The 22,815-nt window shown below is 36.8% G+C and carries 21 protein-coding genes and 1 pseudogene; 8 read left to right on the top strand and 14 right to left on the bottom strand.

All coding sequences use genetic code 11. From position 1 onward, the window contains the following. Window positions 1-51 precede the first annotated feature (51 nt). The gene (gene yeiL / locus NKR74_RS02240; protein WP_098311044.1) at window positions 52-723 is read left to right on the top strand and encodes a transcriptional regulator YeiL; all 672 of its coding nucleotides are present in this window, start codon (window positions 52-54) and stop codon (window positions 721-723) included. Window positions 724-1,066: 343 nt separating this feature from the next. On the opposite strand, the gene NKR74_RS02235 is transcribed toward yeiL, so the two are convergent. Together NKR74_RS02235 and NKR74_RS02230 are read right to left on the bottom strand one after the other, a co-directional pair. Next, the gene (locus tag NKR74_RS02235; RefSeq protein ID WP_098311045.1) at window positions 1,067-1,531 is read right to left on the bottom strand and encodes a phage tail protein; all 465 of its coding nucleotides are present in this window, start codon (window positions 1,529-1,531) and stop codon (window positions 1,067-1,069) included. 22 nt (window positions 1,532-1,553) lie between these two features. After that, the gene (locus NKR74_RS02230) at window positions 1,554-2,033 is read right to left on the bottom strand and encodes a GyrI-like domain-containing protein (protein ID WP_098311046.1); all 480 of its coding nucleotides are present in this window, start codon (window positions 2,031-2,033) and stop codon (window positions 1,554-1,556) included. Between the two features lie 109 nt (window positions 2,034-2,142). On the opposite strand from NKR74_RS02230, the gene NKR74_RS02225 reads away from it, so the two are divergent. Beyond that, complete coding sequence (locus tag NKR74_RS02225) at window positions 2,143-3,105, top strand: helix-turn-helix transcriptional regulator (RefSeq protein WP_098311047.1); 963 nt, start codon at window positions 2,143-2,145, stop codon at window positions 3,103-3,105. A gap of 520 nt (window positions 3,106-3,625) precedes the next feature. Continuing rightward, on the top strand, window positions 3,626-4,414 hold the full coding sequence (locus tag NKR74_RS02220) for a COG4705 family protein (RefSeq protein ID WP_253628506.1): 789 nt from the start codon (window positions 3,626-3,628) through the stop codon (window positions 4,412-4,414). A gap of 109 nt (window positions 4,415-4,523) precedes the next feature. Here the strand turns inward: NKR74_RS02220 and NKR74_RS02215 are convergent. The 7 genes and pseudogenes from NKR74_RS02215 to NKR74_RS02185 all read right to left on the bottom strand — a co-directional run. After that, window positions 4,524-5,033 (bottom strand): annotated as a pseudogene (locus tag NKR74_RS02215) (IS200/IS605 family accessory protein TnpB-related protein); the annotation flags it as partial. Between the two features lie 250 nt (window positions 5,034-5,283). Then, window positions 5,284-6,753 carry a glutamate decarboxylase gene (gene gad / locus NKR74_RS02210; protein ID WP_253628505.1) on the bottom strand — a complete coding sequence of 490 codons (1,470 nt, stop codon included), beginning with the start codon at window positions 6,751-6,753 and terminating at the stop codon, window positions 5,284-5,286. A gap of 288 nt (window positions 6,754-7,041) precedes the next feature. Further along, entirely contained in the window at window positions 7,042-8,427 is a 1,386-nt protein-coding gene (rlmD, locus tag NKR74_RS02205; RefSeq protein WP_253628504.1) for a 23S rRNA (uracil(1939)-C(5))-methyltransferase RlmD, read from the bottom strand. Window positions 8,428-8,437: 10 nt separating this feature from the next. Beyond that, window positions 8,438-9,301 carry a DNA-3-methyladenine glycosylase family protein gene (locus NKR74_RS02200; RefSeq protein WP_253628503.1) on the bottom strand — a complete coding sequence of 288 codons (864 nt, stop codon included), beginning with the start codon at window positions 9,299-9,301 and terminating at the stop codon, window positions 8,438-8,440. A 58-nt stretch (window positions 9,302-9,359) separates the two neighbouring features. Then, on the bottom strand, window positions 9,360-10,142 hold the full coding sequence (pdaA, locus tag NKR74_RS02195) for a delta-lactam-biosynthetic de-N-acetylase (protein WP_253628502.1): 783 nt from the start codon (window positions 10,140-10,142) through the stop codon (window positions 9,360-9,362). Window positions 10,143-10,283: 141 nt separating this feature from the next. Then, complete coding sequence (locus NKR74_RS02190; protein WP_253628501.1) at window positions 10,284-11,810, bottom strand: fumarate hydratase; 1,527 nt, start codon at window positions 11,808-11,810, stop codon at window positions 10,284-10,286. Between the two features lie 117 nt (window positions 11,811-11,927). After that, the gene (locus tag NKR74_RS02185) at window positions 11,928-12,110 is read right to left on the bottom strand and encodes an SE1561 family protein (protein WP_098310889.1); all 183 of its coding nucleotides are present in this window, start codon (window positions 12,108-12,110) and stop codon (window positions 11,928-11,930) included. Window positions 12,111-12,528: 418 nt separating this feature from the next. On the opposite strand from NKR74_RS02185, the gene yfkAB reads away from it, so the two are divergent. Beyond that, window positions 12,529-13,656, top strand: a complete 1,128-nt coding sequence (yfkAB, locus tag NKR74_RS02180) for a radical SAM/CxCxxxxC motif protein YfkAB (protein ID WP_253628500.1) — start codon at window positions 12,529-12,531, stop codon at window positions 13,654-13,656. 126 nt (window positions 13,657-13,782) lie between these two features. Here the strand turns inward: yfkAB and NKR74_RS02175 are convergent, their stop codons facing one another. Both NKR74_RS02175 and cax read right to left on the bottom strand, forming a co-directional pair. Beyond that, window positions 13,783-14,580: a YfkD famly protein gene (locus NKR74_RS02175; protein WP_098310887.1), complete on the bottom strand. Its 798-nt coding sequence runs from the start codon at window positions 14,578-14,580 to the stop codon at window positions 13,783-13,785. Window positions 14,581-14,713: 133 nt separating this feature from the next. Next, on the bottom strand, window positions 14,714-15,772 hold the full coding sequence (gene cax / locus NKR74_RS02170; protein WP_141525096.1) for a calcium/proton exchanger: 1,059 nt from the start codon (window positions 15,770-15,772) through the stop codon (window positions 14,714-14,716). A gap of 198 nt (window positions 15,773-15,970) precedes the next feature. Here cax and NKR74_RS02165 point away from each other — a divergent pair, with 198 nt between their 5' ends. From NKR74_RS02165 to NKR74_RS02155, 3 genes are all read left to right on the top strand, one after another. Further along, window positions 15,971-16,387, top strand: coding sequence for a pyridoxamine 5'-phosphate oxidase family protein (locus tag NKR74_RS02165; protein ID WP_253628499.1), 417 nt, complete (start codon window positions 15,971-15,973; stop codon window positions 16,385-16,387). Between the two features lie 162 nt (window positions 16,388-16,549). After that, complete coding sequence (locus tag NKR74_RS02160) at window positions 16,550-16,696, top strand: BH0509 family protein (RefSeq protein ID WP_028411195.1); 147 nt, start codon at window positions 16,550-16,552, stop codon at window positions 16,694-16,696. Between the two features lie 71 nt (window positions 16,697-16,767). Further along, a complete protein-coding gene (locus NKR74_RS02155) occupies window positions 16,768-17,196 on the top strand; it encodes an EamA family transporter (protein ID WP_098310884.1) in 429 nt (142 codons plus the stop codon). Between the two features lie 25 nt (window positions 17,197-17,221). Here NKR74_RS02155 and NKR74_RS02150 read toward each other — a convergent pair whose 3' ends face one another. Further along, on the bottom strand, window positions 17,222-17,824 hold the full coding sequence (locus NKR74_RS02150) for a DedA family protein (protein WP_253628498.1): 603 nt from the start codon (window positions 17,822-17,824) through the stop codon (window positions 17,222-17,224). A 363-nt stretch (window positions 17,825-18,187) separates the two neighbouring features. On the opposite strand from NKR74_RS02150, the gene NKR74_RS02145 reads away from it, so the two are divergent. Continuing rightward, window positions 18,188-20,986 carry a dynamin family protein gene (locus tag NKR74_RS02145; RefSeq protein ID WP_253628497.1) on the top strand — a complete coding sequence of 933 codons (2,799 nt, stop codon included), beginning with the start codon at window positions 18,188-18,190 and terminating at the stop codon, window positions 20,984-20,986. Window positions 20,987-21,172: 186 nt separating this feature from the next. Here the strand turns inward: NKR74_RS02145 and lepB are convergent, their stop codons facing one another. Together lepB and NKR74_RS02135 are read right to left on the bottom strand one after the other, a co-directional pair. Beyond that, the gene (lepB, locus tag NKR74_RS02140) at window positions 21,173-21,706 is read right to left on the bottom strand and encodes a signal peptidase I (RefSeq protein ID WP_253628496.1); all 534 of its coding nucleotides are present in this window, start codon (window positions 21,704-21,706) and stop codon (window positions 21,173-21,175) included. Between the two features lie 265 nt (window positions 21,707-21,971). Continuing rightward, entirely contained in the window at window positions 21,972-22,652 is a 681-nt protein-coding gene (locus tag NKR74_RS02135; protein ID WP_253628495.1) for a lysoplasmalogenase, read from the bottom strand. Window positions 22,653-22,815 lie beyond the last annotated feature (163 nt).

Here is a 22,815-nt window from a genome sequence, read left to right as displayed (position 1 = left end):
CATGGAGATACGTACAATAATATGAGATATCTCACATTTTTGAGGTGGATTATGGAAATTTATAAAAATGAGAAAAGGAAAAGATATTTGAATGAGTACTCCATTGCGCATTTATTTTCTTTTCCGATTGAAGAGTTTATAGAAGTGCATGAATATAAACGCGATGAATGGATTATTCAAGAAGGCATGCGACCGGATTTTTTATTTTATGTCATTGAAGGAAAAGCAAAAATTTATGTAACGCATCAAAATGGGAAAGTTTCCTTAATTAATTTTATCAATGCGAATGATTATATTGGGGAAATGGAATTATTAAATGAGGTGTACTATACAAAAGGGATCCAAACCTCCACTAAGACCATTTGCTTTGCGCTTCCTTTTCATCGCTGTCGCACACAAATGTTAGAAGATGCAAAATTTCTACGTGAACTAACCAAATTTTTAAGTGTAAAAGCAACACAAATGGCTGCAAAGTATTCGTATAGTCTCGCCTTCCCGCTTGAAAACCGGCTTGCGGATTTTATTTTGCAAACCTCGGATGAAGAGGTCTATAAGGAGAAACACGTAACTGTTTGTGATTTTTTAGGCGTCTCCTATCGACATTTATTACATGTGCTTGCACAATTTTGCGACAAAGGGTATTTGCAAAAGGAAGGACGTCACTATCGCATTCAGCAGCACAACCTACTATATGAACTTGCTGAGATGTTGAGGAATAAATAACTAACTGTGATTCATAAATAGTGGTATACCAAAATAGAAGAACAGACGTTTACTCCGATAAAAACCTTAATTTAATGGGCCTCACTTAGATTAATCACGCTGAACCGTATCATAAGTAAATGATGTTTTTGCGAAAAAAGTAACAGCACCCTCTAATTTGATGGAGAGGTGCTGTTTTGTTATTTTGAATGCCTAGATGAGCATTTGTTGCATGAATGGTTGTTTTTGCTCTTGCGATGAATTTAATTTTTTTGCTCAATCAGGATTTTCTTATCCAAATGAAGAAAAAGAATGACCAACTACCAAAAATGGCTGAATTCCTCCACTTGCGCTTTGGCTTACTTTAATATTCTCCTTTAATTACAAAAAACGAGCCCCGAATTGTTCCAGCTAGTTTAGACTTCTGCCTAGCAAACTTAAACTTCGTTTCTAACTCCTTTGGTACCTCCATCGCCTCAGAAAGTTTAAAACCAACGGCACGCTTCTTAGGGTCATCAACCGTATACATGACGTTGACCCCAAGACCATCCTCATAAAAGACGTAGGCAAATTTGATATTTTCCACTTGAAAACGCGACGTTTCTAAAGGTTTGGCCGCAAACTCAATATCACGTTCTTCTTTCAAAATTCGGTTCACATAATCAAGGGTCTCCTGGCTTTCGCTGGCTGGTACAACCGTAAATTCATGCTTATATTTGTTCATAAAGTAACGGGCTTCATGAGCACGTAAACCAGCAAGCGCTTCTACTGCTGGTGAAGACTCTAAACCAACTGTAGACACATTTTTAAAATCAACGATATAGGACATTTCCATCCCTCCTTTAATCCTTTTATTTCCTAACAACAGGAATCCACATTTCACCAAATACTAAGCCGTTTCGCTGCCCCATCTCAACCGTTGCATTTGGCCCGCCAACATAGGCAATATTCTTTGCTTCTGGCAAGACTTGACCAAAGGCAATGCCAGTAAGCTTATTACTCAACTCATCAGCCGTTTCTCCTTCCCCTTTAACAACTAGGTATGCCCCTTTAGGAAATTGGATAACTCTGGATTCTTCTGGTACCAATGCCTCTGTCATGACGCCAGCATAATGCATCATCTTGTTATTCACCGCTTCGTTCACGGCAAAAATGTAGTCATTTGTGGCTATGGCTTTTAAAGTGTCAAGCCTTCCATCTTGTTTGACGGCCCGCCAAAAGTCTGACTTTTCCTTGTTTATGCCAGCAAAGTCTGTGTAATCGCTCTTAAGCTCAGTTCCAAAACCTAAAACGGTAAAGCTGTCTTTTTCTTCTAGTGTATAATCTGCCATATTCAAAACCTTCCTTTTTTTAAATTAATCAAATGATTTGTCTTTTCACTTGATAAGTTTATAATAGCCTTAAATCATGTCAAAAAATGATACTGTTTAGGAGGTCCTGATGAAAAAAGTTGAGCGGATTAATATCATCATGCGGTATATCAATAACCGCGCCCACTTTACAATTTCTGAAATCATGCGAGAATTTAACATCTCTCGTTCGACAGCTATTAGAGATATCAGAGAGATTGAAGCCATGGGGATGCCACTTGTCGCTGAAGTTGGAAGGGATGGGGGTTATTTTGTTATGAACAACTCTGTCCTGCCTACTGTTCGCTTTACCGATAATGAGATCAAAGCTCTTTTTATTGCCTTTATGGCTACAAGAAATCAACAACTCCCCTATCTAAAGAGTCGTCATTCTTTAGCTGAAAAATTACTAGGCCTCATCTCAGAAAACCAGCAAGAGGACCTTGTTCTTTTAAATCAAATCTTGCTTTTTGAAGGGACCAACCCCAATAATCCCGACCTGCTTGATCTGTCAGACCTCCCCCATCCTATGTTAGAAAAGCTTATCCAAATCCTTCTTTTGGATAGCTATTTATTGATTACCATCAAAGAAGAGAAGGTAATAAAGTCTTATCCAATTTATCTCTTGCACCTTTATCGTGAAAAAAGCCTTTGGCTGATTGAAGGCTTTGACTTAAAGGAAGAAAAGAGACAGACTTTTCCTGTCGACAATCTCACCAATGTCAAACCATACCCTACGAAAAAAAGATTAAGTAAGAAAAAGATTTTAGAAAAACTAAGTAAGCAGGAAGAAGTAATCAACCTTGTCGTTGAACTTGGTCCAAAGGCGATTGCCCAGTTCAAAAAATACCATCCTTTAAAAGTTTCAATTTCCTATACGAATCCTTACCAAACCACAGCCATTCTAAAGACTTTTATCAATGTTAATAATTCAGAAGAATTGACCGAAATAACAAATTGGCTACTTTTCCTAGGTGGGGATATCAAGGTCAGGGAAGTGCCAGAAGAAGTCCTAGAAGGTTTACAAGAGAGATTATTCCTATACTGCCGATAAGCAGTGCCAGTTAAAACCAAAATAATTTTGAGCTTGGCCAGTTGCTGGTTACTACTTATTTTCGCAAACCCTGAAAAGATAAGGGTTTCTGAATGTCGGAAATATTTTGAAAGGGTAATAGCATTTTTATCAGTATTGTTCTTTATTGAATTTCTAGTAAATTCATTCTAGCAAAAAAAGGTTAAACCTCATTTAGATGCGTTACGCATGAACCATGCCACAAGTAACAGTAAATTATATTTTTTTTTGAGTAAATGAACTTTATTTAATAAATTTCTAATATAATTCTCATTCTCCTTTCATGCAGTGAAGGGTGTTTCCTTGTAACATATTTTTATGTTCTGATACAGTGGTGGCTGTACAAATGATTATTTCCGCAAATCCGTTTGTTGAACGGCTAACAGACCGGATTATACAAAAAGCCCAATTCAGAAAAAATAATAGACTTTAAAAATAATTTCTTTTGCATCCAGATTGTTTTTTTGTGAAGGAAAGAATCATTGGAGGGAAAAACGAGCATATGAATAAGTCCTTATCGGCCGTTATGCATCGCGCAAAGCCGATCTTGTCGAAAGTTCCGGAAGTTACAGTCTATTTTTGGATTACCAAGGTGCTGACTACTGGAATGGGAGAGGTGTTTTCTGATTACCTAGTCAATCATATGAATCCGATCATTGCAGTTGCTCTTGGGGGATTTGGTTTAGCGGCCTCATTGGTACTTCAATTCTTGGTACGAAGATATGTGCCATGGATCTACTGGCTCGTTATTGTGATGGTCAGTATTTTTGGTACGATGGCTGCTGATGCTGTGCATGTTGTGTTGGGAGTCCCATACCTTGTATCAACCGTGTTTTTTGCAGCGACACTGGCAGTTATCTTCGTCATCTGGAACACGTTCGAGAAGAATCTGTCTATCCACAGTATTTACACGACTCGCCGCGAGATTTTTTACTGGTGCACTGTACTGAGTACGTTCGCCCTCGGTACTTCTGCAGGTGACATGACCGCGTCAACAATGCACTTAGGTTACTTTTCCTCGGGGGTGCTGTTTGCCGTCTTACTTGCCATTCCAGCTCTAGGATATTGGTTGTTTGGTCTAAATGAGATATTTGCCTTCTGGTTCGCCTACATCATGACTCGTCCAGTAGGTGCCTCGTTTTCGGATTGGATCTCGGCGTCTCACAACCGCGGTGGTCTTGGGCTTGGTGAAGGTCCGGTCAGTCTTGTCTTAACGATTATTATTGTTGTTCTTGTCGGCTACTTGACGATTAGCAAAAAAGATCGTAAGGATGAGTCTGCCGCGGCATAGGAGCGGTAGAAAGCTCACTTTCCCATAGCTTTTTCTTATTCTAATTAGGATGAAAACTCCCGCCACTTATCTCCTTCGGATCTTGAAGTGGGGGTTTCTCGTATATCATCTTCAAGCTTAACACGAGTGGAGTTGACACAGCTGCCTGATGGCACAACCCCTCTATTCCATCGGCAAACGCCTTTGGAACTGCTTTTTTTAAGATGTTATAGGAACCATTCACATCTGCGTTCAGTAGTTTATTCTCTTTCGTACGATATAATCCACGTTTGATCCGTTTTCCACTGAATACAGGAATGTCTTCCTCACCGTAAGTGGGGATCGCATCACTGTCTAGAAAGGATGCCTTGCTTGTATACGATTCTTCTACGACTTGTACAGCAATACCTTTTCGTTTTGCCTTATAGGTGATCATTTCAATGAGTAGATTATGCGGGAGATGGCAGAACGATTGATTCTGTCGTTTCCCCATCTCACTGTTTTGTTTCCACGATGTATTTTTCCCAATCACAATCGTAGAAATTTCGTATTGAACTGCAAGCTGAACAATATGGTAACTCATTTTGTGAAAGAGGTCTTTGATTTTGAGAAAACGTTTCTCATGAAGCCTTTCTAAACGATTACCCATTTTCATATTTTTCGAATCAATTGGCGGAATCTCTCCGTCTATTTATCAGATCGGGTGCTTAATCTATTCCCCCAACCGATAAGAGATATAAACTTTTCTTCTGTATAAAGCATATCCTTATTGGTCGACTTAATCTCCATGAAAAGTCCCTCCAATAAATTTCTTAATGGAGGGATTCATCTAAGATAGTTAATTTCACCGGTGGTTAGCTCAACTTAATGACTACGGGATCTGTCCCCACTTAGTGATGAAACCCATTATCACGTTTCGTATCATGTGGCATAGGCCCGTCCAGGGAATCCAGAAAGGCAACGGCCTGTTTGAGGTTCCTCAAAAATAAATGCGCGAGATCCATGGAAAATCCATTTCGAACCACAACGCGCATAATCGTCACCGCTTCCATATCTGGGGGCAATGGATAGGCGGGTACTTGCCAGCCGAACACACGCAATTGTCGAGATAAATCATAAAGATTCCAGTTTAATGTGTAACCATCTTTCAGTCGCCAAGCGAAAACCGGAATATCCGAACCATCGGACAAAAGTTCGAACGGTTCCATCTTCTGAATCGCCTTGCTAAGAAAAAGAGCGACTTTCTGAGAAGCCCTTTGGACATCATAGTACCCACTTTTCCCCAAACGCAGGTAATTGTAATATTGCAGGAGCACTTGTGCGCCAGGACGAGAGAAATTCAGGGCAAAAGTCGGCATGTTCCCGCCCAAATAGGAGACGCGGAAGATTAGATCCTCAGGGAGATCTTCAGCTTCCCGCCAAATTATCCAACCCAACCCAGGATAGACTAATCCATATTTATGTCCGGATACATTGATGGACTTCACCCTCGGTAATTGAAAATCCCAGACTAAATCTGGTTGAAGAAACGGTGCTATAAATCCCCCCGAAGCCGCATCCACATGCATGGGAATGTCGAGGCCCGTCCTCTCCTGTAAATCGTCCAACGCTTTCGCAATGGCGGCAACCGGTTCGTAAAGCCCGGTATAAGTCTCACCGAGAATCGGTACCACACCAATCGTATTTTCATCCACGGCAGCGAGGACCCTCTTAGGATCCAATCGGGGATGCTCTGGGCTAACCTTTACATAGCGTGGTTCAACCTCCCAATAGTTCGCGAATTTTTCCCAAACGACTTGAACAGCAGAACTAAACACAATATTGGGCCGATCCACCGGCTTCCCTTCGCTTTTGCGTGCGTTTTGCCAGCGTCTCTTTAACGCAAGCCCCCCGAGCATACATGCTTCCGACGATCCAGTTGTTGAAACGCCCATAGTCGTAAGGGGGGTGGGCGAATGCCAGAGGTTGGCTAAAATGCGGACACACCGCTCCTCAATTTCGGCTGTCTGTGGATATTCATCCTTGTCAATCATGTTCTTGTCGAATGATTTGGCATATAAGTGCTCTGCGGCAGGCTCCATCCATGTGCTAACGAATGTTGCAAGATTCAAGCGGGCATTGCCATCAAGAGCAATTTCATCATGGACGATTTGATACGCTGTTTCTGGTAACATGCCTTCATCAGGCATGTGAAAGCGCGGAACGACTAATTCTCCTTCGCGGGCAAACAGAGGATTTACAGAAAATTCGTGAGGCAGCTCCATTTGCACGTGACGCGGTAGATATTGTGGATTATCTTGCATGATCTCTTTTCCTTCGTATGCATCGTTTTGAGCTTCTGCTTTTCGATCCTGTGGCATACAAGTCCCCCTTAATTAATTGTTTAACAAACTTATTATTTACAAAAAAGCATTTGTTAAATCAAGGGGACAATTCTAATAAAAGGTGCTGCCACCATTCGAATTAAAGGAGTATATTAACGTAAGCCATTCAAATAACAAAACAGTACCTCTCTAGCAAATTAGAGGGTGCTGTTGTTTCTTCGCTAAAGCCTCATTTACTTATGATACGGTTCAGCGTAATCAATCCTAAATAAAAATTAGGCCTTATCGATTTTTCGATAAGGCCTATGGCTCACTACTACACCTTTAACTTTCTTTTCTAACAAGCCTTACAACATTCTCCACATGCGCCGTATGTGGGAACATATCCACCGGCTGCACATACTCCACTTCATAGCTCTTCATTAATGTTTTCACATCACGTGCTAATGACGAAGGATTACAAGAAACATACACAACTTGCTTTGGTTTTACTTTCAAGATCGTTTCAAGTAGTTTATCATCACAGCCTGTACGCGGCGGATCGACAACGATGACATCCGGACGCCACCCTTCTTTCACCCATTTTGGTAACCATTGTTCTGCTTTTCCAGCCTCATACTTTGTATTTGTAAAACCGTGACGTTTTGCATTTTTCTTCGCATCTTCAATCGCTTCTGGAATCACATCCATACCACGTACTTCCGCTGCATCTTTTGCAAGCCAAAGTCCGATTGTACCAACACCGCAATACGCATCTACGATTTTTTCTTTTCCTGTTAAAGCAGCTGCTTTTTTCGCTTCGTTATATAAAACAACTGTTTGCTCAGGATTCAACTGGAAGAATGCGCGTGCCGATAATTCAAATGATAAATCACCAAGCGTTTCTTGAATGATTTCTTTTCCAGCTAAGCGGAATGTTTTATCACCAAAAATAACAGATGTTTTACGCCAGTTCACATTTTGCATAATCGATTTTACAGTTGGCATCTGTTTTTGTACTTCTGCGATAAATTGATCTTTATTTGGTAATTCTTCTTTTGTTGTAATTAATGTGACTTGTACTTCCCCTGTTTGAACCGCAGCACGTGTCACAATTGTACGTACAAGACCTTTTTGTTTTTTCTCATTGTAAATAGAAATGTTCAGTTTTTCTAATATACGTCTTACAACTTTTGTTGCTTCGTTTGTTGCTTTATGCTGAATCATACAATGAGAAATATCAATTAATTGATGTGAGTTTTGTTTGTATAAGCCTGTAATGACTTTTTCGTCTTTACGCCCTACTTGCAATTGACTTTTATTGCGATAATGCCACGGATCTCCCATACCAAGTGTCGGACGAATATCCGCTTCCATACTTCCGTTCATATACTTTTCAAATGCTTGTACAACAATATCACGCTTTTGATTCAACTGCTCTTGATAATCTAAATGTTGCAGCTGACAACCGCCACATTCATCGTATACAGGACATGGCGGCTTCACACGATGCGGTGAAGCCTTGCGAATTTTTTTCACTTTTGCTTCTGCAAAACCACGTTGAATTTTCGTTGCTTCTGCAACAACTTCCTCTCCCGGTAATGCTCCTGGAATGAAGACAACTTGTCTCTTAAAGTAACCTACGCCCTCTCCGTTAATTCCAAGACGTTTAATTGTCACAGGAAACGTTTGACCAACTTCCAACTTACTCTCATGTTGTTTTTGTATCATTGTTACACCTCTACTCTATACTTTTCCATAAATATAATGATGCATAACTGCAATATGGTTCACACTCTTGTTTCATTCGTTCTAAAAATGCGTCATCTGGCTTTTGTTCTAACTGAAATAACTGTTGAAGCGCGCGTTGAATTCCGATATCTGCTTTTGGAAACATATTTTGGCGTCCAAGCCCGAACAGTAAGAAATTTTGTACGGTCCATGCCCCAATACCTCGCAGCGGCAATAGTTGTTCTCTAACCTCTTCGTCAGTTTTCCCCTCTAACTCTTCTAAGTTTAACTTACCGTCCATAATATGTTTCGCAAGTCCAATGATATATTCTGCCTTCCGCTGACTAAATTTTTGATTTCTCAATTCTTCTACTGTAATATTTGCTACTTGTTCAGGTTTTGGAAAAAAGAAAACACCGTGTTTCTCTGTTCCGTATGTTTTTACAAATTGTTCTGTAAGCTTTGTAGCAAATTTCAAATGAACTTGTTGATGAATAATGCAGCGAAGAAGACAAGAAAAATAATCAAACTCTAAAATAATGGGTGTATATGCAAACGTTTCAAAAAGTGGACGTAATGACGTGTTTATAAAATGATGTTGAATCTCATGAAAAGGTTGATTCCATTGGAAAATAGAAGAAATACGCTTCATAATTTTATCTTGTTTGTCTGTTTGGCTAGAGATCCAAAATTGTGGCTGTTCCATTGTTCCCTTTCCTTGTACACGTACAACAAGTTGCTCTTCATCTATGCTAAGCGGAACATGAATTGTTTTATCTTCTAGATTAACGACATTTAATGGATCAAAAGATAATCGCTTTAACACTTCTTCAAAACGATACGGGTATTCTAACGTAACTTGTTCGCTCCACATACGTTCCCCATCCTTTTTACACATCATTATAGCATGAGAAAACCGCAAGCATACATGCTTACGGTTGATTGCCTTTTACTAAATCATCTAAGCTTTTAAAATGATACCCCTTCTCGCGTAAATCATCAATGATTTTCGCCAATGCTTCTGTATTATCTTTGGAAACAGAGTGCAATAAAATAATAGCTCCAGGATGAATCATATTCATAACATTATTATGAGCATATTGCCAGCCTCTTTGCTGATCTACTTTCCAATCGAGAAAAGCAAGTGACCAAAATACATTATAATAGCCCATTTCTTTTGCAAGTGCTAATGTACGCTCACTAAAGATCCCGCGTGGCGGCCTTACATATAGTACTTCTTTTTGTCCTGTTACCTTCTTAATTTCCTCTGTTACAATTTGCAGTTCTTCACGAAGCTTTGCATCATGTACTGTTGTAAAATCCGGATGACTCTGGGAATGATTACCAACTATATGTCCTTCATTTGCCATTCTTTTCAATAAATCTGGTTGGCTTTTTATATAATGTCCTGTTACAAAAAACGTTGCTGGCACCTTCTTTTCTTTTAACACATCAAGAATCTTTCCTGTAAAGCCATTTTCATACCCATTATCAAACGTTAAGTAAATATCTTTTTTCTTTGTATCCCCTAAATAAAATCCTCCATTTTTCTGCAGCAGCTCTGTAAATTTCTGACCAGCATCCGGAGGAGTTTCATTCTTCGCACGTGGAATCCCCCAATGGTTCGGTGTATTTACATAAGCAAACACAGAAGCTGGGACAAGTACCATCATAATTGAAAAGATAATACTGATGTATAACCAATTACGCTTCATTTATAAGCTCCTTTTCATATATAATCGTACTTGTAGTTTCTGTGTCTCTAATTTGTTTCATGCTGAACACGTTTTTCCATTTATGCCAATACAAAGAAAGAGCATCTCCACTATTGGAAATGCTCTTTCTCCTCATTCATCTTATTTAAATACTGGTTCTTTAAACGTTGCTAATTTCTCTAAAGATGTTTTATCAACATCAGCATGTAAGCTATTACCATGAGAATCCATCGTTACAACTGCTTTAAATCCTTCTATACGTAAATGCCACATTGCTTCTGGAATACCAAATTGTAAGAAATCAACATTTTCTACTTCTTTAATACACTCTGCGTAGTACTGTGCTGCACCGCCAATTGCATTTAAATATACGCCGCCATGCTCATTTAATGCCGCCAATGTTTTCGCACCCATACCACCTTTACCAATAACAGCACGAATACCAAACTTCTTCATAATATCGCCTTGGTAAGGTTCTTCACGAATACTTGTTGTTGGTCCTGCCGCTTTAATTTTCCAATTGTCGTTTTCATCTTTTACAACAACTGGTCCGCAGTGATAAATAACTTGTCCATTTAAATCAACTGGGCAATCGTTATCCATTAAATGCTTATGAATCGCATCACGACCTGTGTACATCATACCGTTAATCGTTACAACATCACCGACGCGAAGTTCACGAATTTGCTCTTCTGTAATTGGAGCTTGCAGGACGATTTCACGTTGCGTATTTGCATCTTCCTTCGCTTCCTCGTGCTTTAACGTATCTTCACCTTCTTGATATAACCAGTCAATGATTTCACCTGATTCTGGATGAATCATTACACCTAAGCGGCGATACGCCCAGCAGTTATACGCAACAGAAACATAAAAACTAGCTGGAAGACGGTTGTATACGCCAATTTTGCAACCAAGCAATGTCGTTTCGCCGCCAAAGCCCATCGTTCCAATGCCAAGCTTATTCGCATTTTCAATAATATATTCTTCAAGCTGCTTCAATTCTGGGATTGGATTTTCATCATCTAATGTACGGAATAATTGGTTTTTCGCAAGCTCATAACCAGACGTACGATCTCCTCCGATACCAACACCAATTACGCCAGCACTACATCCTTGCCCTTGTGCTTGGTATACCGCATGAAGAAGACATTTACGAATTCCTTCTAAATCGCGACCAGCTCGTCCTAGTCCTTCTAGTTCACAAGGTAAGCTATATTGAATATTTTTATTTTCACAGCCACCGCCTTTTAAAATAAGACGTGCATCAATATAATCTTTTTCCCATTGCTCAAACTTAATAACAGGTGTTCCTGGTCCTAAGTTATTTCCGCTATTATCGCCAAAAAGAGAATCAACAGAGTTTGGACGAAGCTTCCCGTCTTTTGTTGCCTGTTCAATTGCTTGGTAGATCGCTTCTTTAATGTGTAATTGATTTACACCAACTGGTGTGTAAACTTTAAAAGTTGGCATCCCTGTGTCTTGGCAAATTGGCGAAATATTGTCATCTGCCATTTTAATGTTATTTGTAATTGTTCCAAGCGCCATCGCTGAACGAGTCCCTGCATTTTCTCGTTCTTTCGCTCGTTGAATTGCACGGCGAACATCTTTCGGTAAATTCGTCGACGTTTCAACAATTAGTTGATACATGCTTTCTTGAAGCTTTTTCATTATTACTTCCCCCTCAATTGTGAACGCTACCAAAACGCTTTAAAAAATTTCACATTTTGATTATACCTCTTTTTTTGTGTTGCTTCTAACAAAAAAGAATCAGCAATTTGCTGATTCTTACTCACCTTTTTTAAATTGCTCGCATTTAAATTCAATATCATCTAACATTTCAAGAAGACGGTCCACATCTTCTAGTTCTACATCTTCTGGTTCAATTGTATCAATAACTTCTAAAAACATATTTAGACGTTCTTTCAAATATACTAATTGTGAATCTTTATCATAAGTAGCATTTCCCATAGGTGCTCTCTCCTTTTTATTCGAGTTATCCTAATTAGCTCTTACTAGACATAAATGTTCAAAATAACACACTTATACAACTCGATTGTTTCGACTCATACTCATTTTGCTTGTTGAATCTTTATTTTATTATACAGCAAAAATGATTATCACGGTCATAAAATTTTTTCGTCAATTTGATTAAAATAGTTTATCCTGCTATTCGCGAACAGTAATCCTCATCCCTCAAAATTCAGCATAAAGCACAGAAATTAGGTATGGAAAAACTGCTGGTATATGCCCGATTGGTGAGAGCTTTCCATCAATGGGGATGAAAAAACTCCCCACTGATGGAAGTTTCACTTTATTAAAAAGCAATCTTCTTCTATCATAGAGAATGGACAAATTGTTATTTCAATAGTCAAAGGAGTATTTCATAATGAATACATCACAAAAAATGAAGCCGATTACTCCTTCTTATGATCCATGGGAAGCGTATATGGACCTTGAAGAGTATGGCAAATTATTATTAACAAACGTTGAGTTTACAACTACAACGTTATGCAATATGCGCTGTGAACATTGTGCTGTTGGTTATACATTACAGCCAAAAGATCCGAATCCACTTCCGCTTGATTTGTTATTACAACGATTAGATGAAGTTCCTCATCTACGTTCTTTAAGTATTACAGGCGGCGAACCAATGCTTTCAAAAAAATCCGTTGATAACTATGTAACACCGCTCTTAAAATATGCTCACGAACGAGGCGTTCGTACACAGATTAACTCTAACCTAACTATAGATTTAGCTCGTTATGAACAAATTATTCCTTACTTAGATGTTCTTCATATTTCCCATAACTGGGGAACTATTGATGATTTCGTTGAGGGCGGATTTGCCATGATGGAACGCAAACCATCATATGAACAACGTGCCAAACTGTTTGAACGTATGATTTCAAATAGTAAAGCATTATCAGAAGCGGGTGTTCTTGTTTCTGCTGAAACAATGCTAAATAAACGTACCCTTCCACACATTGAACATATTCACCGTCAAATTGTTGAAGAGATGGGCTGCAAACGTCATGAGATACATCCGATGTATCCAAGTGATTTTGCGAGCAATCTTGAAATTTTAACGAAAGATGAAATTCGCAGTGCAATTTCACATCTTCTTGATATTCGTGATGAAAATGTATGGATGTTATTTGGAACATTGCCATTCTATGCATGTAGCAATGACGAACGTGATTTAGAAGTATTCAAAAAGCTACATACAAGTAAAAACGTCACAGTACGCAATGACCCAGACGGTCGTTCTCGCTTAAATGTAAATATTTTTGACGGTAATATTATCGTTACAGATTTCGGTGACATTCCATTGCTTGGAAACGTCCAAACGAACACATTGCAAGAAGCTTATGACAAATGGAGCTCTTCACAAACAGCAAAAGAATTAAGCTGTCATTGTCCAGCTGTAAAATGCCTTGGACCAAATATTCTTGTGAAAAATAGTTATTATTCAACAGAAGACTTCTTAACAAAACAAGCAAATCTCACTCTATAAGTGAAAAAAAAAGCCAGCGCAATATGCGCTGGCTTTTTTTCCTCTATTCGCCGGCAGTAAGAGCCCGATTGGTGAGAGCTTTCCATCAGTGAAAGATGAAGAACCCCCAATGATGGAAGTTTCACTTTATTTTGGGGTAGGAGACGAAATAAACTTAAATGAAATATGATCTTGAATTGGTATGGAAGCTCCAATTCCTTGTGATGTTATATTTTTTATCATAAGTTTTCGCTGATTTCCTTTTAAGACAAGATATACTTCTCCAAATGTTACTTTTCCTTTTTCATTAACTGCTGGCGTATATGCGTATAAGTATCCAAGTTGTTTCGGACTAATATTGTATACTCGTTCATGCTCGGTTCCATAGCCAATAATTGTTTTAAACGAAAGAGGTAAGCGTACTTTTTCCATTGCTTTTAGTAGCATCATCTTCTTTACATCTTCCGCATTTTTAATGTAAGAAGTGAGTCCACCTTCCACAATTTTTTGTGCTTCTTGCTTATAACGAAGTGAATAAAACCCCTGTCCACCACGATTATCATGGAAATTCCGATTCACTTGTCGATATTCCCAATTCATCGTTGTTTCAGTTGATTCATAATTTAAAGGCCATTGTCCTAAATAAATTTTAGCCCGGTATCCAACTGCAAGCGGCGCATTAGAAATAGACGTCTCATTAAACATTCGAATTAGGTCCGGATTTTCAATCACTATTGGCGATGTTTCAAGCAATGTTTTTGCTAGTTCGCTCGGTTGTAAGCGCGGCAAATCTTGTGTTGGATTTGGATACGTATTTTCTTTTGAAATGTTTAAAACAGACGGTGGAATTTTCACATTCAGTTCTGTCTTTGCAAAGCTACTACAAGGGAATAAAAAGATAAACGAGAACATGATGATGAGACAAATACTGGACACTCGTTTCATCCGTAAAGCTCCTTCCTAATGGGACTATACGGTTATATTCTTTTCCGCACTCCTCGTTGTTATCCAAACTTTTTATCAAAAAATAGGAGAAAACCCCACTTCAAGATCTAAAAGTGATAAGTGATAGAAGTTTTTATAATAAATAAAAACCGATACCCATAATGAGATACGCTGCAAGTAATGTTAAACCTTCAAACCAATTCGTATCGCCATCATTTGATATAGCAATTGTCAAAAATACAGCTGTAATCATTGCCACTAATTCCGGGAAAGTGAATATAAGAGGCATTTCCACTGCAAAAAACATAGAACTAATGACAAGTACAGGCGCAACAAACATTGCAATTTGTAATGTTGATCCAACTGCAATTTCAACTGCAATATTAACCTTATTTTTGTAGGCCATGAGAATAGCCGATGCATGCTCTGCTGCATTTCCAACAATGGCCACAATAATAACCCCAATAAATAATTCACTCCAGCCAAATGCTTTTGCAACTGTTTCAAACGTATGTACAAGCGCCTCTGATACATAGCCAACCGCTACTGTTGCAAGTGCTAAAATAAGCAACGCTCTTCCTTTTGACCATTCTGGCTCTTCGTCGTGTTGTTCTATTATTTCTTCTTTAGGCTGATATACTCCTCGATGCGTGACAAGTTTAAAATACAATGCAGCTAAATATAAAATAATCATAACGATTGAAACGCCAATACTAAGTTGGAATGTTTTTCCTATGTTCATTTTCATTGAAAATATTTCTGGAATAACAAATGCAACAACAACCGCAAAAATTAATAGGGCTGAATTATGTCTTGCATCATATACATTAAAGCTTTGACGTTTATACTTTAGACCACCTACAAAAAATGAAAGGCCGCCCACTAGCAATAGGTTACCGAGAACAGAACCTGTTAACGAAGCGAGCACTACTTCTATTAACCCAGCTTGCAATGCAAAAATAGAAATAATAAGCTCAACTGCATTACCAAATGTTGCATTTAACAAGCCACCGATACGTGGTCCTGACAAAATCGCCAAACTTTCTGTCGCTCTCCCCATAAAGCCAGCAAGCCCAATAATCGTAATACAATATACGGCAAACATAATTGTTTGTGGCCAGTGCATGACGTTACCAAGAATGGAAAACGGCACACCAATAACTACAACGAATAAAAAGATTTTATTAAACATCCTTTTCATCCTTCCAATTTTCATCAATTACCCTTTGTTTTATCATTATTCTTCTAACTTACCCAATTTTCATAAAAATTACGTTTAAAAAAGGTCATTGAAGAAAAAAGTAAGAGCGAGCAAAGAATTTTTCATCACGTAAAAGCCTGTTAATTCAACTAATAATAAGTGCGAGACAATAGAAAGGGGCATAAACAAATGCATATAAAAGAAAAAATAGCAAATATCATTCAAAATCAAAAAACAGGTGTACTGGCAACACTTCGTGACAACAAACCACATAGCTGCTTTATGATATTTTTTCATGAAGATTTCGTATTGTACGCTGCAACAGATCGTCATTCAAAAAAGATAACAGATATAGAACAAAATCCAAACGTTCATATTTTACTTGGTAGGGAAGGAAAGAACTGGGATGAAGAGTACATTGAAGTAGAAGGAATCGCTTCTATTGAAGAAGACAATACATTAAAAAATAAATTCTGGACAAACAGCTTGAAACGTTGGTTACTTGGTCCTGAAGATCCAAATTACGTTTTAATAAAAATTAATCCTAAAACAATTTATTACATTGATAGTGTCGGTACAACGCAACCAGAATTTTTACGCCTATAGCAAAAAGAAACGAGATCTCACGAAATATGAGGTCTCGTTTTGTCGAAAAGTTCTTTTCCAAAAAAATTTGAAAAAGCTGGAACTTTCTAAAGATTCTGTTATATAATAGCATTAACTTAAATAAACTGTATTAAAACAGAATGAAAGGGGAAATAAAAAATGATGAAAAGAGAAGAACGGAAAAACATGATTGAATTTATTGAAAAGAAAAAAGGGATTGAACGCGAAGAACTTATGTATATGACAGATGACGAGGTAGAACATATTTATAACGTGACGTACTTCTTATATGAGGAGATTGCAGAATAATAAGAAAAGACCATTCCCTAACAGGAATGGTCTTTTTTTATGTAAAATAATAGATGATCGGAGGAATTCATATGAGCTCATGGTTATTATTCGCATTACTATCAGCAATCACGGCAGCACTTGTATCTATCTTTGGAAAAATAGGACTAGAAGGAATTGATTCGAACGTTGCAACGACAATTCGTTCAATCATTATGGCCTTATTTATGATCGGCGTTATTATCATCCAAGGAAAATTCCAAAATATCGGAGAAGTATTAGTAAACAAGAAAGCATTATTATTTATCACACTTAGCGGTGTAGCAGGGGCTTCTTCTTGGCTCTTTTACTTTCTCGCCTTAAAAACAGGAAAGGTTTCACAAGTAGCACCTGTTGATAAGTTAAGCGTGGTCTTTTCGATTATCCTCGCTATGATTATTCTTGGTGAAAAATTAAATTTCATGACTGGTATCGGTGTTCTCCTTATTACAACAGGAGTTCTTTTTATTGCTTTTAGTTAATAAAAAAACCGCTATATAATATAAATTAGCGGTTTTTCTTAGCTTTTTGTATTCTTACATATGTATAAACAATCAAAGCGATGACAATTGAAATAATAAAAATCCAAAATCCATATCGATGTAAATTGTACTCTACCTCTCTCCACTTTTCTCCTAATTTCCATCCAAGCCCAATAAATACACTCACCCAAATCAAAGCACCGCCATACGCATATAAGCAAAACTTACCCCATTTTAAGTTGGACATTCCTGCAAAATATGCAGTTAGATGTCTGACACCAGGTAAAAAATAGCCAATCATTAGTAAAAAAGGACCATACTTCCCAAATAAAATATGAGTCCTCTCAATTTGTGCTTCTTTAATTCCCACTTTAGAACCATATTTTTTTAGTACAGGAAGTCCTAGCTTTAAACCGAGCATATAACTTAATGTAATCCCAAGTATAGACCCAGCCATACTGCTCATAAAAGCCTCTGTACCTGACATATATCCCCTTGAAATATTATATCCGATAAATGTAAGTAAAAATTCATCTGGTATCGGTAATCCAACGATTCCTCCAGCAAGTGCAATAATAATTCCATAATAACCATAGTGTGCGATTAATTCACCAATATGTTGTTCCATTCGCACGACACATCCAATACGTTATCGTTATTCCACATTGTACCCTCTCTATCAATGAAGCAAACATGGCATACATATTCACTATACATTGTTTTTATAACGAACTCTACATGTAATGTTACAACTTAATGTAGAATATTATATTCGCATTAAGTTATTAGGAACATCTAATGTTGTTTCACAACTGAAAGGAAATTGAAAAAGAACTGAAACTTTTCGCATAAAAATTCAATCATACTTAAAAAATGAAAGGAAAATGAAATTTTCCAAAAGAAAATCTTTGTTAAAATAAAAAGCATAAATACAAAAAAATGTTGACACATAGAGGAAAATGTATTTTTCAAGATATAGTGGGGGAAAAAAATGAGACTAGAAAAACAATTAATAAAAAAGATATATTATGAAACATTCCTAATGGAGAATGAAACACATCCACCTCTTCAAGTACTTGGAGAAGCTTATTTAAACGAACAAAAAAATGAGTTTTCCGATGGATCTTATATTCGTTTTGCACAAGGTGAATTTTATTATCACCATCAAGATTTTGAATCGGCTATTTTTAAATGGGAGAAAGTCAATAATGAATTAGCACCATGGGCACAAAAAAATATTGCGGATGCTTACTTCGAACTTAACCAATTATCAGTTGCTGAAAATGTTTATACCTCCATTACTACTGATAACAAAATACTTATGACCGAAATTGCACTGGAATTACTTTCTCTTTACATCGAGCAAAATAAACTTGATTCAGCTTTCGCTGTTATTAAAGAAGCGGTTTCTTTAAATCCCGATTATCCAAACGTTACAACAATTGCACGTTCCTTTTATGAAGAACAGCAAGATTTTGGCAGTGCAGTAGAGCTTGCTGTGAATGAGTTAATTCGAACAGAATCTTTTCCATGGTTTGAGGTTCTAAAAGAATATATTGATAAAGGATTTACTAAAACCATTTCACCAGATTATTTTTATGAAGTATTAGTTACATTAAATAATGTAGACCAAGTACAATTTACGCAAATTGTTTCATCACTTTGGCACAGCTATAAAAATGAACAAACTTACTTATTATGGCTTAAAACAATAAATGAATTTTTCTTACATATCGAAATACATTCGTCCGATATATGGGAAAAAATCTCTTCTCTTTACGAAGAAACGTACTTTGAATTAATTCAAGGTCAATATATGCTGAGACAATTACACGATATCATTCCGAATCTTTTAACAAATTGGTTAAAGGTAGCCAATCCGTCTCATTCTGTATTTCCATCTGCAGCAGTATTGGCATGGGATGAGATTTTCCCTTCCAAAATAGATTCAGCAAATATAAAACATGCGGAAAACCTCCTGTCATATTCTACTCATCATGCGGATGGCTTAGGGTATAGTTTACATCTTTTTGAATCTATTACACAGTGGGCACAAAAAAATGATTTAGAAATAGGTCATCGATTTAGATGGTTAGTTGAAGAGCTTGCAGATTTAAGAACAAATCGTCTTTTAGTAACTGGAACTTCAGGAAACGGAAAATCTTCATTTATTAACTCAATACTAGGAGAAAATATATTAGAAAACTCAGGCTCAAATGTAGTTGTCTTTAAAAATGATGATCATACAGAAATTAACGCCGTAACAGATTCAGCAATTACAACAACTGAGAATTTCTCTGATTTCCATAACATGATGTCTCTGCATCGCCAAACATATAGAGATAGAGCATGTGTTGAATTTAAATTACCATGCAGATTTTTAAGTAAAAATAAACTTACATTCGTTGTTACACCTAGCTTTAGCAGGAACAACGATGGTAGAAATGAAACATTTGAATATTTACATTCAGTAGACGAATTATTATTCGTATTGAATGCTGATTCACCTTTTACTGACAAAGAACGTGACATTCTATTAAGCATTCAAGAACATACACCAAATCTACAAATTCATTTCTTATTAAATAAAATTGATAACATTTACAGTGAAGCAGAAGCAAAAAGAGTTATACATGATACGCAAGCGAGAATAAACGCATATTTCCCGCATGCTAGAGTTTTCCCATATTCTTCGTTATATACAAATAGTCAACAACTAGCCGAGTTCACTGAGTTTATTCATTTTAACTTTAACCATAAAAATATCGATGCAGAACGTACTGAAAAGCTATTAGTTTTCATTCGAAAAACAATTACATATCTTTTGGATAAACGCGTCGAGATGGAAAACAACCTAGTGGATTCTATTAATTGGAATGAAGATATGTTAGTTAGACTAAATGGTTTTATTAATAACGTTACTGCTTTTGAGAAAGAAAAGATTCATTTAATTACAGAATCATATCGTACAATGAAAAACGCAATTACTAATGATATTAGAGAACATATTCCGAAACTATTGCAGAGTTGTTCTGATTTAATTAGTGAAGAAAGCGATTTTGGACACATTGATATTGAACTAAATACAGCGATGAACGAAAGAGTTCACACATATCTCGAACAAACTGTGTTACCTAATCTTGCTCGCTCTATGCAAAATTGGATTGCAGCTTCTAATAACGAGTTCCTTCAAAGTCAATCGTACTTAGAAGAAATCTGTGAAGGACTTAATTCTTTATGTGGAGAAAATCGAATACAGTTAGAATGTGACTTTAAAGTGCTTGATGACTGGCGCAGAGATACTGATAGAATGACAACTAGAATACAAATGGAAGAAGTAAATATCTTACGCCGCTTTACACCAGCACAATTTTTACTGAAAAGTGCCGGTAAATTATTTGGAGTTCTTCCTAAAAATAAAGCTATGCTATATAGCAAATACAAACAGTATTTAGAAAATGAAGATTATACCGATGTAACAGCTTCTATTATGAACAAATTTTTCTTGCAGTTTGAGCTATTTGAAAATGCACTAGAGCGGGATATTACTATGTTCTTTAGAAATCCATTTGGCGCGTTGAAACAAGCTGTAGAAAACACTCATTTAGAAATACAAGAAAAACAAAATACACTGCACAAAATGAAATCAAATCCTGAAGTTTATCATGACCCTATAACGCTCTTTGAATTGAGATTACGTCAGTATGAAGTAATCTTAACTACAGGTGAGGATCATTCCTATACAGATTCAACTTTAGAAACAGAAATAGATGAACTATCTACCTTCTAATTTTCTCATATTGTACTAAATAAAAAGCAGCCAATATTGGCTGCTTTTTATACTAGACTCTTATGTGAATATAAAAAAGGATTAATTTTTAACGTATTTCCGAAAGAAGTCCCCATCTTCAAGCGCGTGACGGGCAAGAGCCCAGCAAGAATGTGACCAATAATATCTTCCATATCCACTCTCCTTCTAATCTACTATGTGCATCCGTTCAAAAGGATAATATATTGCAACCAAACTTCCTAATACATCATCTTTATCAATAAGTCCTAGCCCGTTACGACTATCTCGGCTCACTAATCGATTATCCCCCATCACAAAGATTTTATTTTTTGGAATTATCATCGGACCAAAATCCTCAGTTAAATTTATCATAAGTTGTTTTGCCTGCTTCTTATTTTTTTCCAAATATGATTCCTTTTGCAATTGACTATTTATATACAACTGATCATTTTTCATTTCAATTGTATCTCCAGGTAAACCGATAATACGCTTTACATAAAAATTATCTGTTTTTATCACAATTACATCACCATGGTTATAGCTATCAACTTTCCTTGCTAACTTATTTATAATGACTTTATCTCCTTCATAAAGTGTAGGCTGCATGGAAGCTCCTTGCACCGTCGTCGGAAAAAATACAAATACTTTCATAAAAAAAGCAATCATGCATGCAATCGCAAATACTTCAATCCATTCCCGAAAGCGGCTTTTCTGTCTCATGCTTATCTCCTTTATCCCTCTATGTACATATATTATAAAATATTTTTGTAAATATATTCTATATTATCAGTAAATTATCCGCGCCATTTATAGAATGGAATCTAACATTCGATATATAGAAAATGAAGGAAGAACTGCTTAAGAGCAGTTCTTCCTTCATTTTCTATACGTATAGCAATTATTCCTACGTCAACTTCATAATAATCTCCTTATGCTGATGATATTTTCTTAAACGTTCATCGTTAGCACCTGATTAGTTCAACAACTACATTCCAACATAAATAATACACATTTGTGCTCCAACATATGTTGCCCAAACCCAAAGAGGGTCATATTTTATATTTCTTCCCCCGATATCAGTAATTCCAATAATAAAGTCAGAAATGACAAACAGCAAACCACCAAGCGCTGGAATCCACCATATTCCACCGTAAGAATATGCAAGTCCAAATGCAAAGCACGCCATTCCACCAACCCAAAGCCCGTATACAAGTGCTCCTATTGTAAATAGCTTATCTTGCTTATTATTTCTAATAAAAAAGAACCAACCGATAATTAAAAATAACCCATATCCTACTAAGCCAAACCATAATCCTGTCCATGAAATACCTGTTTCTAAAAAAGCTGTAACATACAAGCAATGTGCAATAGCAAATGTGACCATCCCACCAATTAAACGGTTACCAAATGGAATTAAGCCTGCCATAAATAAATCGCCAATTGTTGACAAAATCATACCGATTGCAACCCATTGCCGATAAGGTGTCGCAGGGTCTTGCACCCACATCCATATTGCAGCTCCAGTTAATGAAAAGCTTAGGAGTAAACGTACAAATAAAGGTAATGGTTCGTTTTTCTTTGTTTGTTTTGATTGCCTTATTGCATAAATTGTACCAAATAGAAACAAAGTTACTTGTCCAATCAGCAGTACGTACATTTCATTCATATTTTTCTCCTTGATGAATTAATATTTCTACGTTATTCGATATAAAAACATCATTTCCCTTCCTTTTATCTACAAATTTCAACAAAAATATGTGTGTTTCTATTACTCCATCACTTTCTAAAAAAAATTCCATTTAATATTTCCTAACTTTACATATGAAAAA

This window comes from Bacillus sp. 3103sda1, from assembly GCF_024159135.1.
Lineage (GTDB): Bacteria > Bacillota > Bacilli > Bacillales > Bacillaceae_G > Bacillus_A > Bacillus_A rhizoplanae.
Note: the sequence above shows the minus strand (reverse complement) of the source record. Positions and strands in the feature narration are given on the sequence as shown.

Coding starts and splice junctions, on each gene's coding strand:
- yeiL (WP_098311044.1), top strand. CDS start 52: ATGGAAATTTATAAAAATGAGAAAAGGAAAAGATATTTGAATGAGTAC.
- NKR74_RS02235 (WP_098311045.1), bottom strand. CDS start 1,531: ATGTCCTATATCGTTGATTTTAAAAATGTGTCTACAGTTGGTTTAGAG.
- NKR74_RS02230 (WP_098311046.1), bottom strand. CDS start 2,033: ATGGCAGATTATACACTAGAAGAAAAAGACAGCTTTACCGTTTTAGGT.
- NKR74_RS02225 (WP_098311047.1), top strand. CDS start 2,143: ATGAAAAAAGTTGAGCGGATTAATATCATCATGCGGTATATCAATAAC.
- NKR74_RS02220 (WP_253628506.1), top strand. CDS start 3,626: ATGAATAAGTCCTTATCGGCCGTTATGCATCGCGCAAAGCCGATCTTG.
- gad (WP_253628505.1), bottom strand. CDS start 6,753: ATGCCACAGGATCGAAAAGCAGAAGCTCAAAACGATGCATACGAAGGA.
- rlmD (WP_253628504.1), bottom strand. CDS start 8,427: ATGATACAAAAACAACATGAGAGTAAGTTGGAAGTTGGTCAAACGTTT.
- NKR74_RS02200 (WP_253628503.1), bottom strand. CDS start 9,301: ATGTGGAGCGAACAAGTTACGTTAGAATACCCGTATCGTTTTGAAGAA.
- pdaA (WP_253628502.1), bottom strand. CDS start 10,142: ATGAAGCGTAATTGGTTATACATCAGTATTATCTTTTCAATTATGATG.
- NKR74_RS02190 (WP_253628501.1), bottom strand. CDS start 11,810: ATGAAAAAGCTTCAAGAAAGCATGTATCAACTAATTGTTGAAACGTCG.
- NKR74_RS02185 (WP_098310889.1), bottom strand. CDS start 12,110: ATGGGAAATGCTACTTATGATAAAGATTCACAATTAGTATATTTGAAA.
- yfkAB (WP_253628500.1), top strand. CDS start 12,529: ATGAATACATCACAAAAAATGAAGCCGATTACTCCTTCTTATGATCCA.
- NKR74_RS02175 (WP_098310887.1), bottom strand. CDS start 14,580: ATGAAACGAGTGTCCAGTATTTGTCTCATCATCATGTTCTCGTTTATC.
- cax (WP_141525096.1), bottom strand. CDS start 15,772: ATGTTTAATAAAATCTTTTTATTCGTTGTAGTTATTGGTGTGCCGTTT.
- NKR74_RS02165 (WP_253628499.1), top strand. CDS start 15,971: ATGCATATAAAAGAAAAAATAGCAAATATCATTCAAAATCAAAAAACA.
- NKR74_RS02160 (WP_028411195.1), top strand. CDS start 16,550: ATGAAAAGAGAAGAACGGAAAAACATGATTGAATTTATTGAAAAGAAA.
- NKR74_RS02155 (WP_098310884.1), top strand. CDS start 16,768: ATGAGCTCATGGTTATTATTCGCATTACTATCAGCAATCACGGCAGCA.
- NKR74_RS02150 (WP_253628498.1), bottom strand. CDS start 17,824: ATGGAACAACATATTGGTGAATTAATCGCACACTATGGTTATTATGGA.
- NKR74_RS02145 (WP_253628497.1), top strand. CDS start 18,188: ATGAGACTAGAAAAACAATTAATAAAAAAGATATATTATGAAACATTC.
- lepB (WP_253628496.1), bottom strand. CDS start 21,706: ATGAGACAGAAAAGCCGCTTTCGGGAATGGATTGAAGTATTTGCGATT.
- NKR74_RS02135 (WP_253628495.1), bottom strand. CDS start 22,652: ATGAATGAAATGTACGTACTGCTGATTGGACAAGTAACTTTGTTTCTA.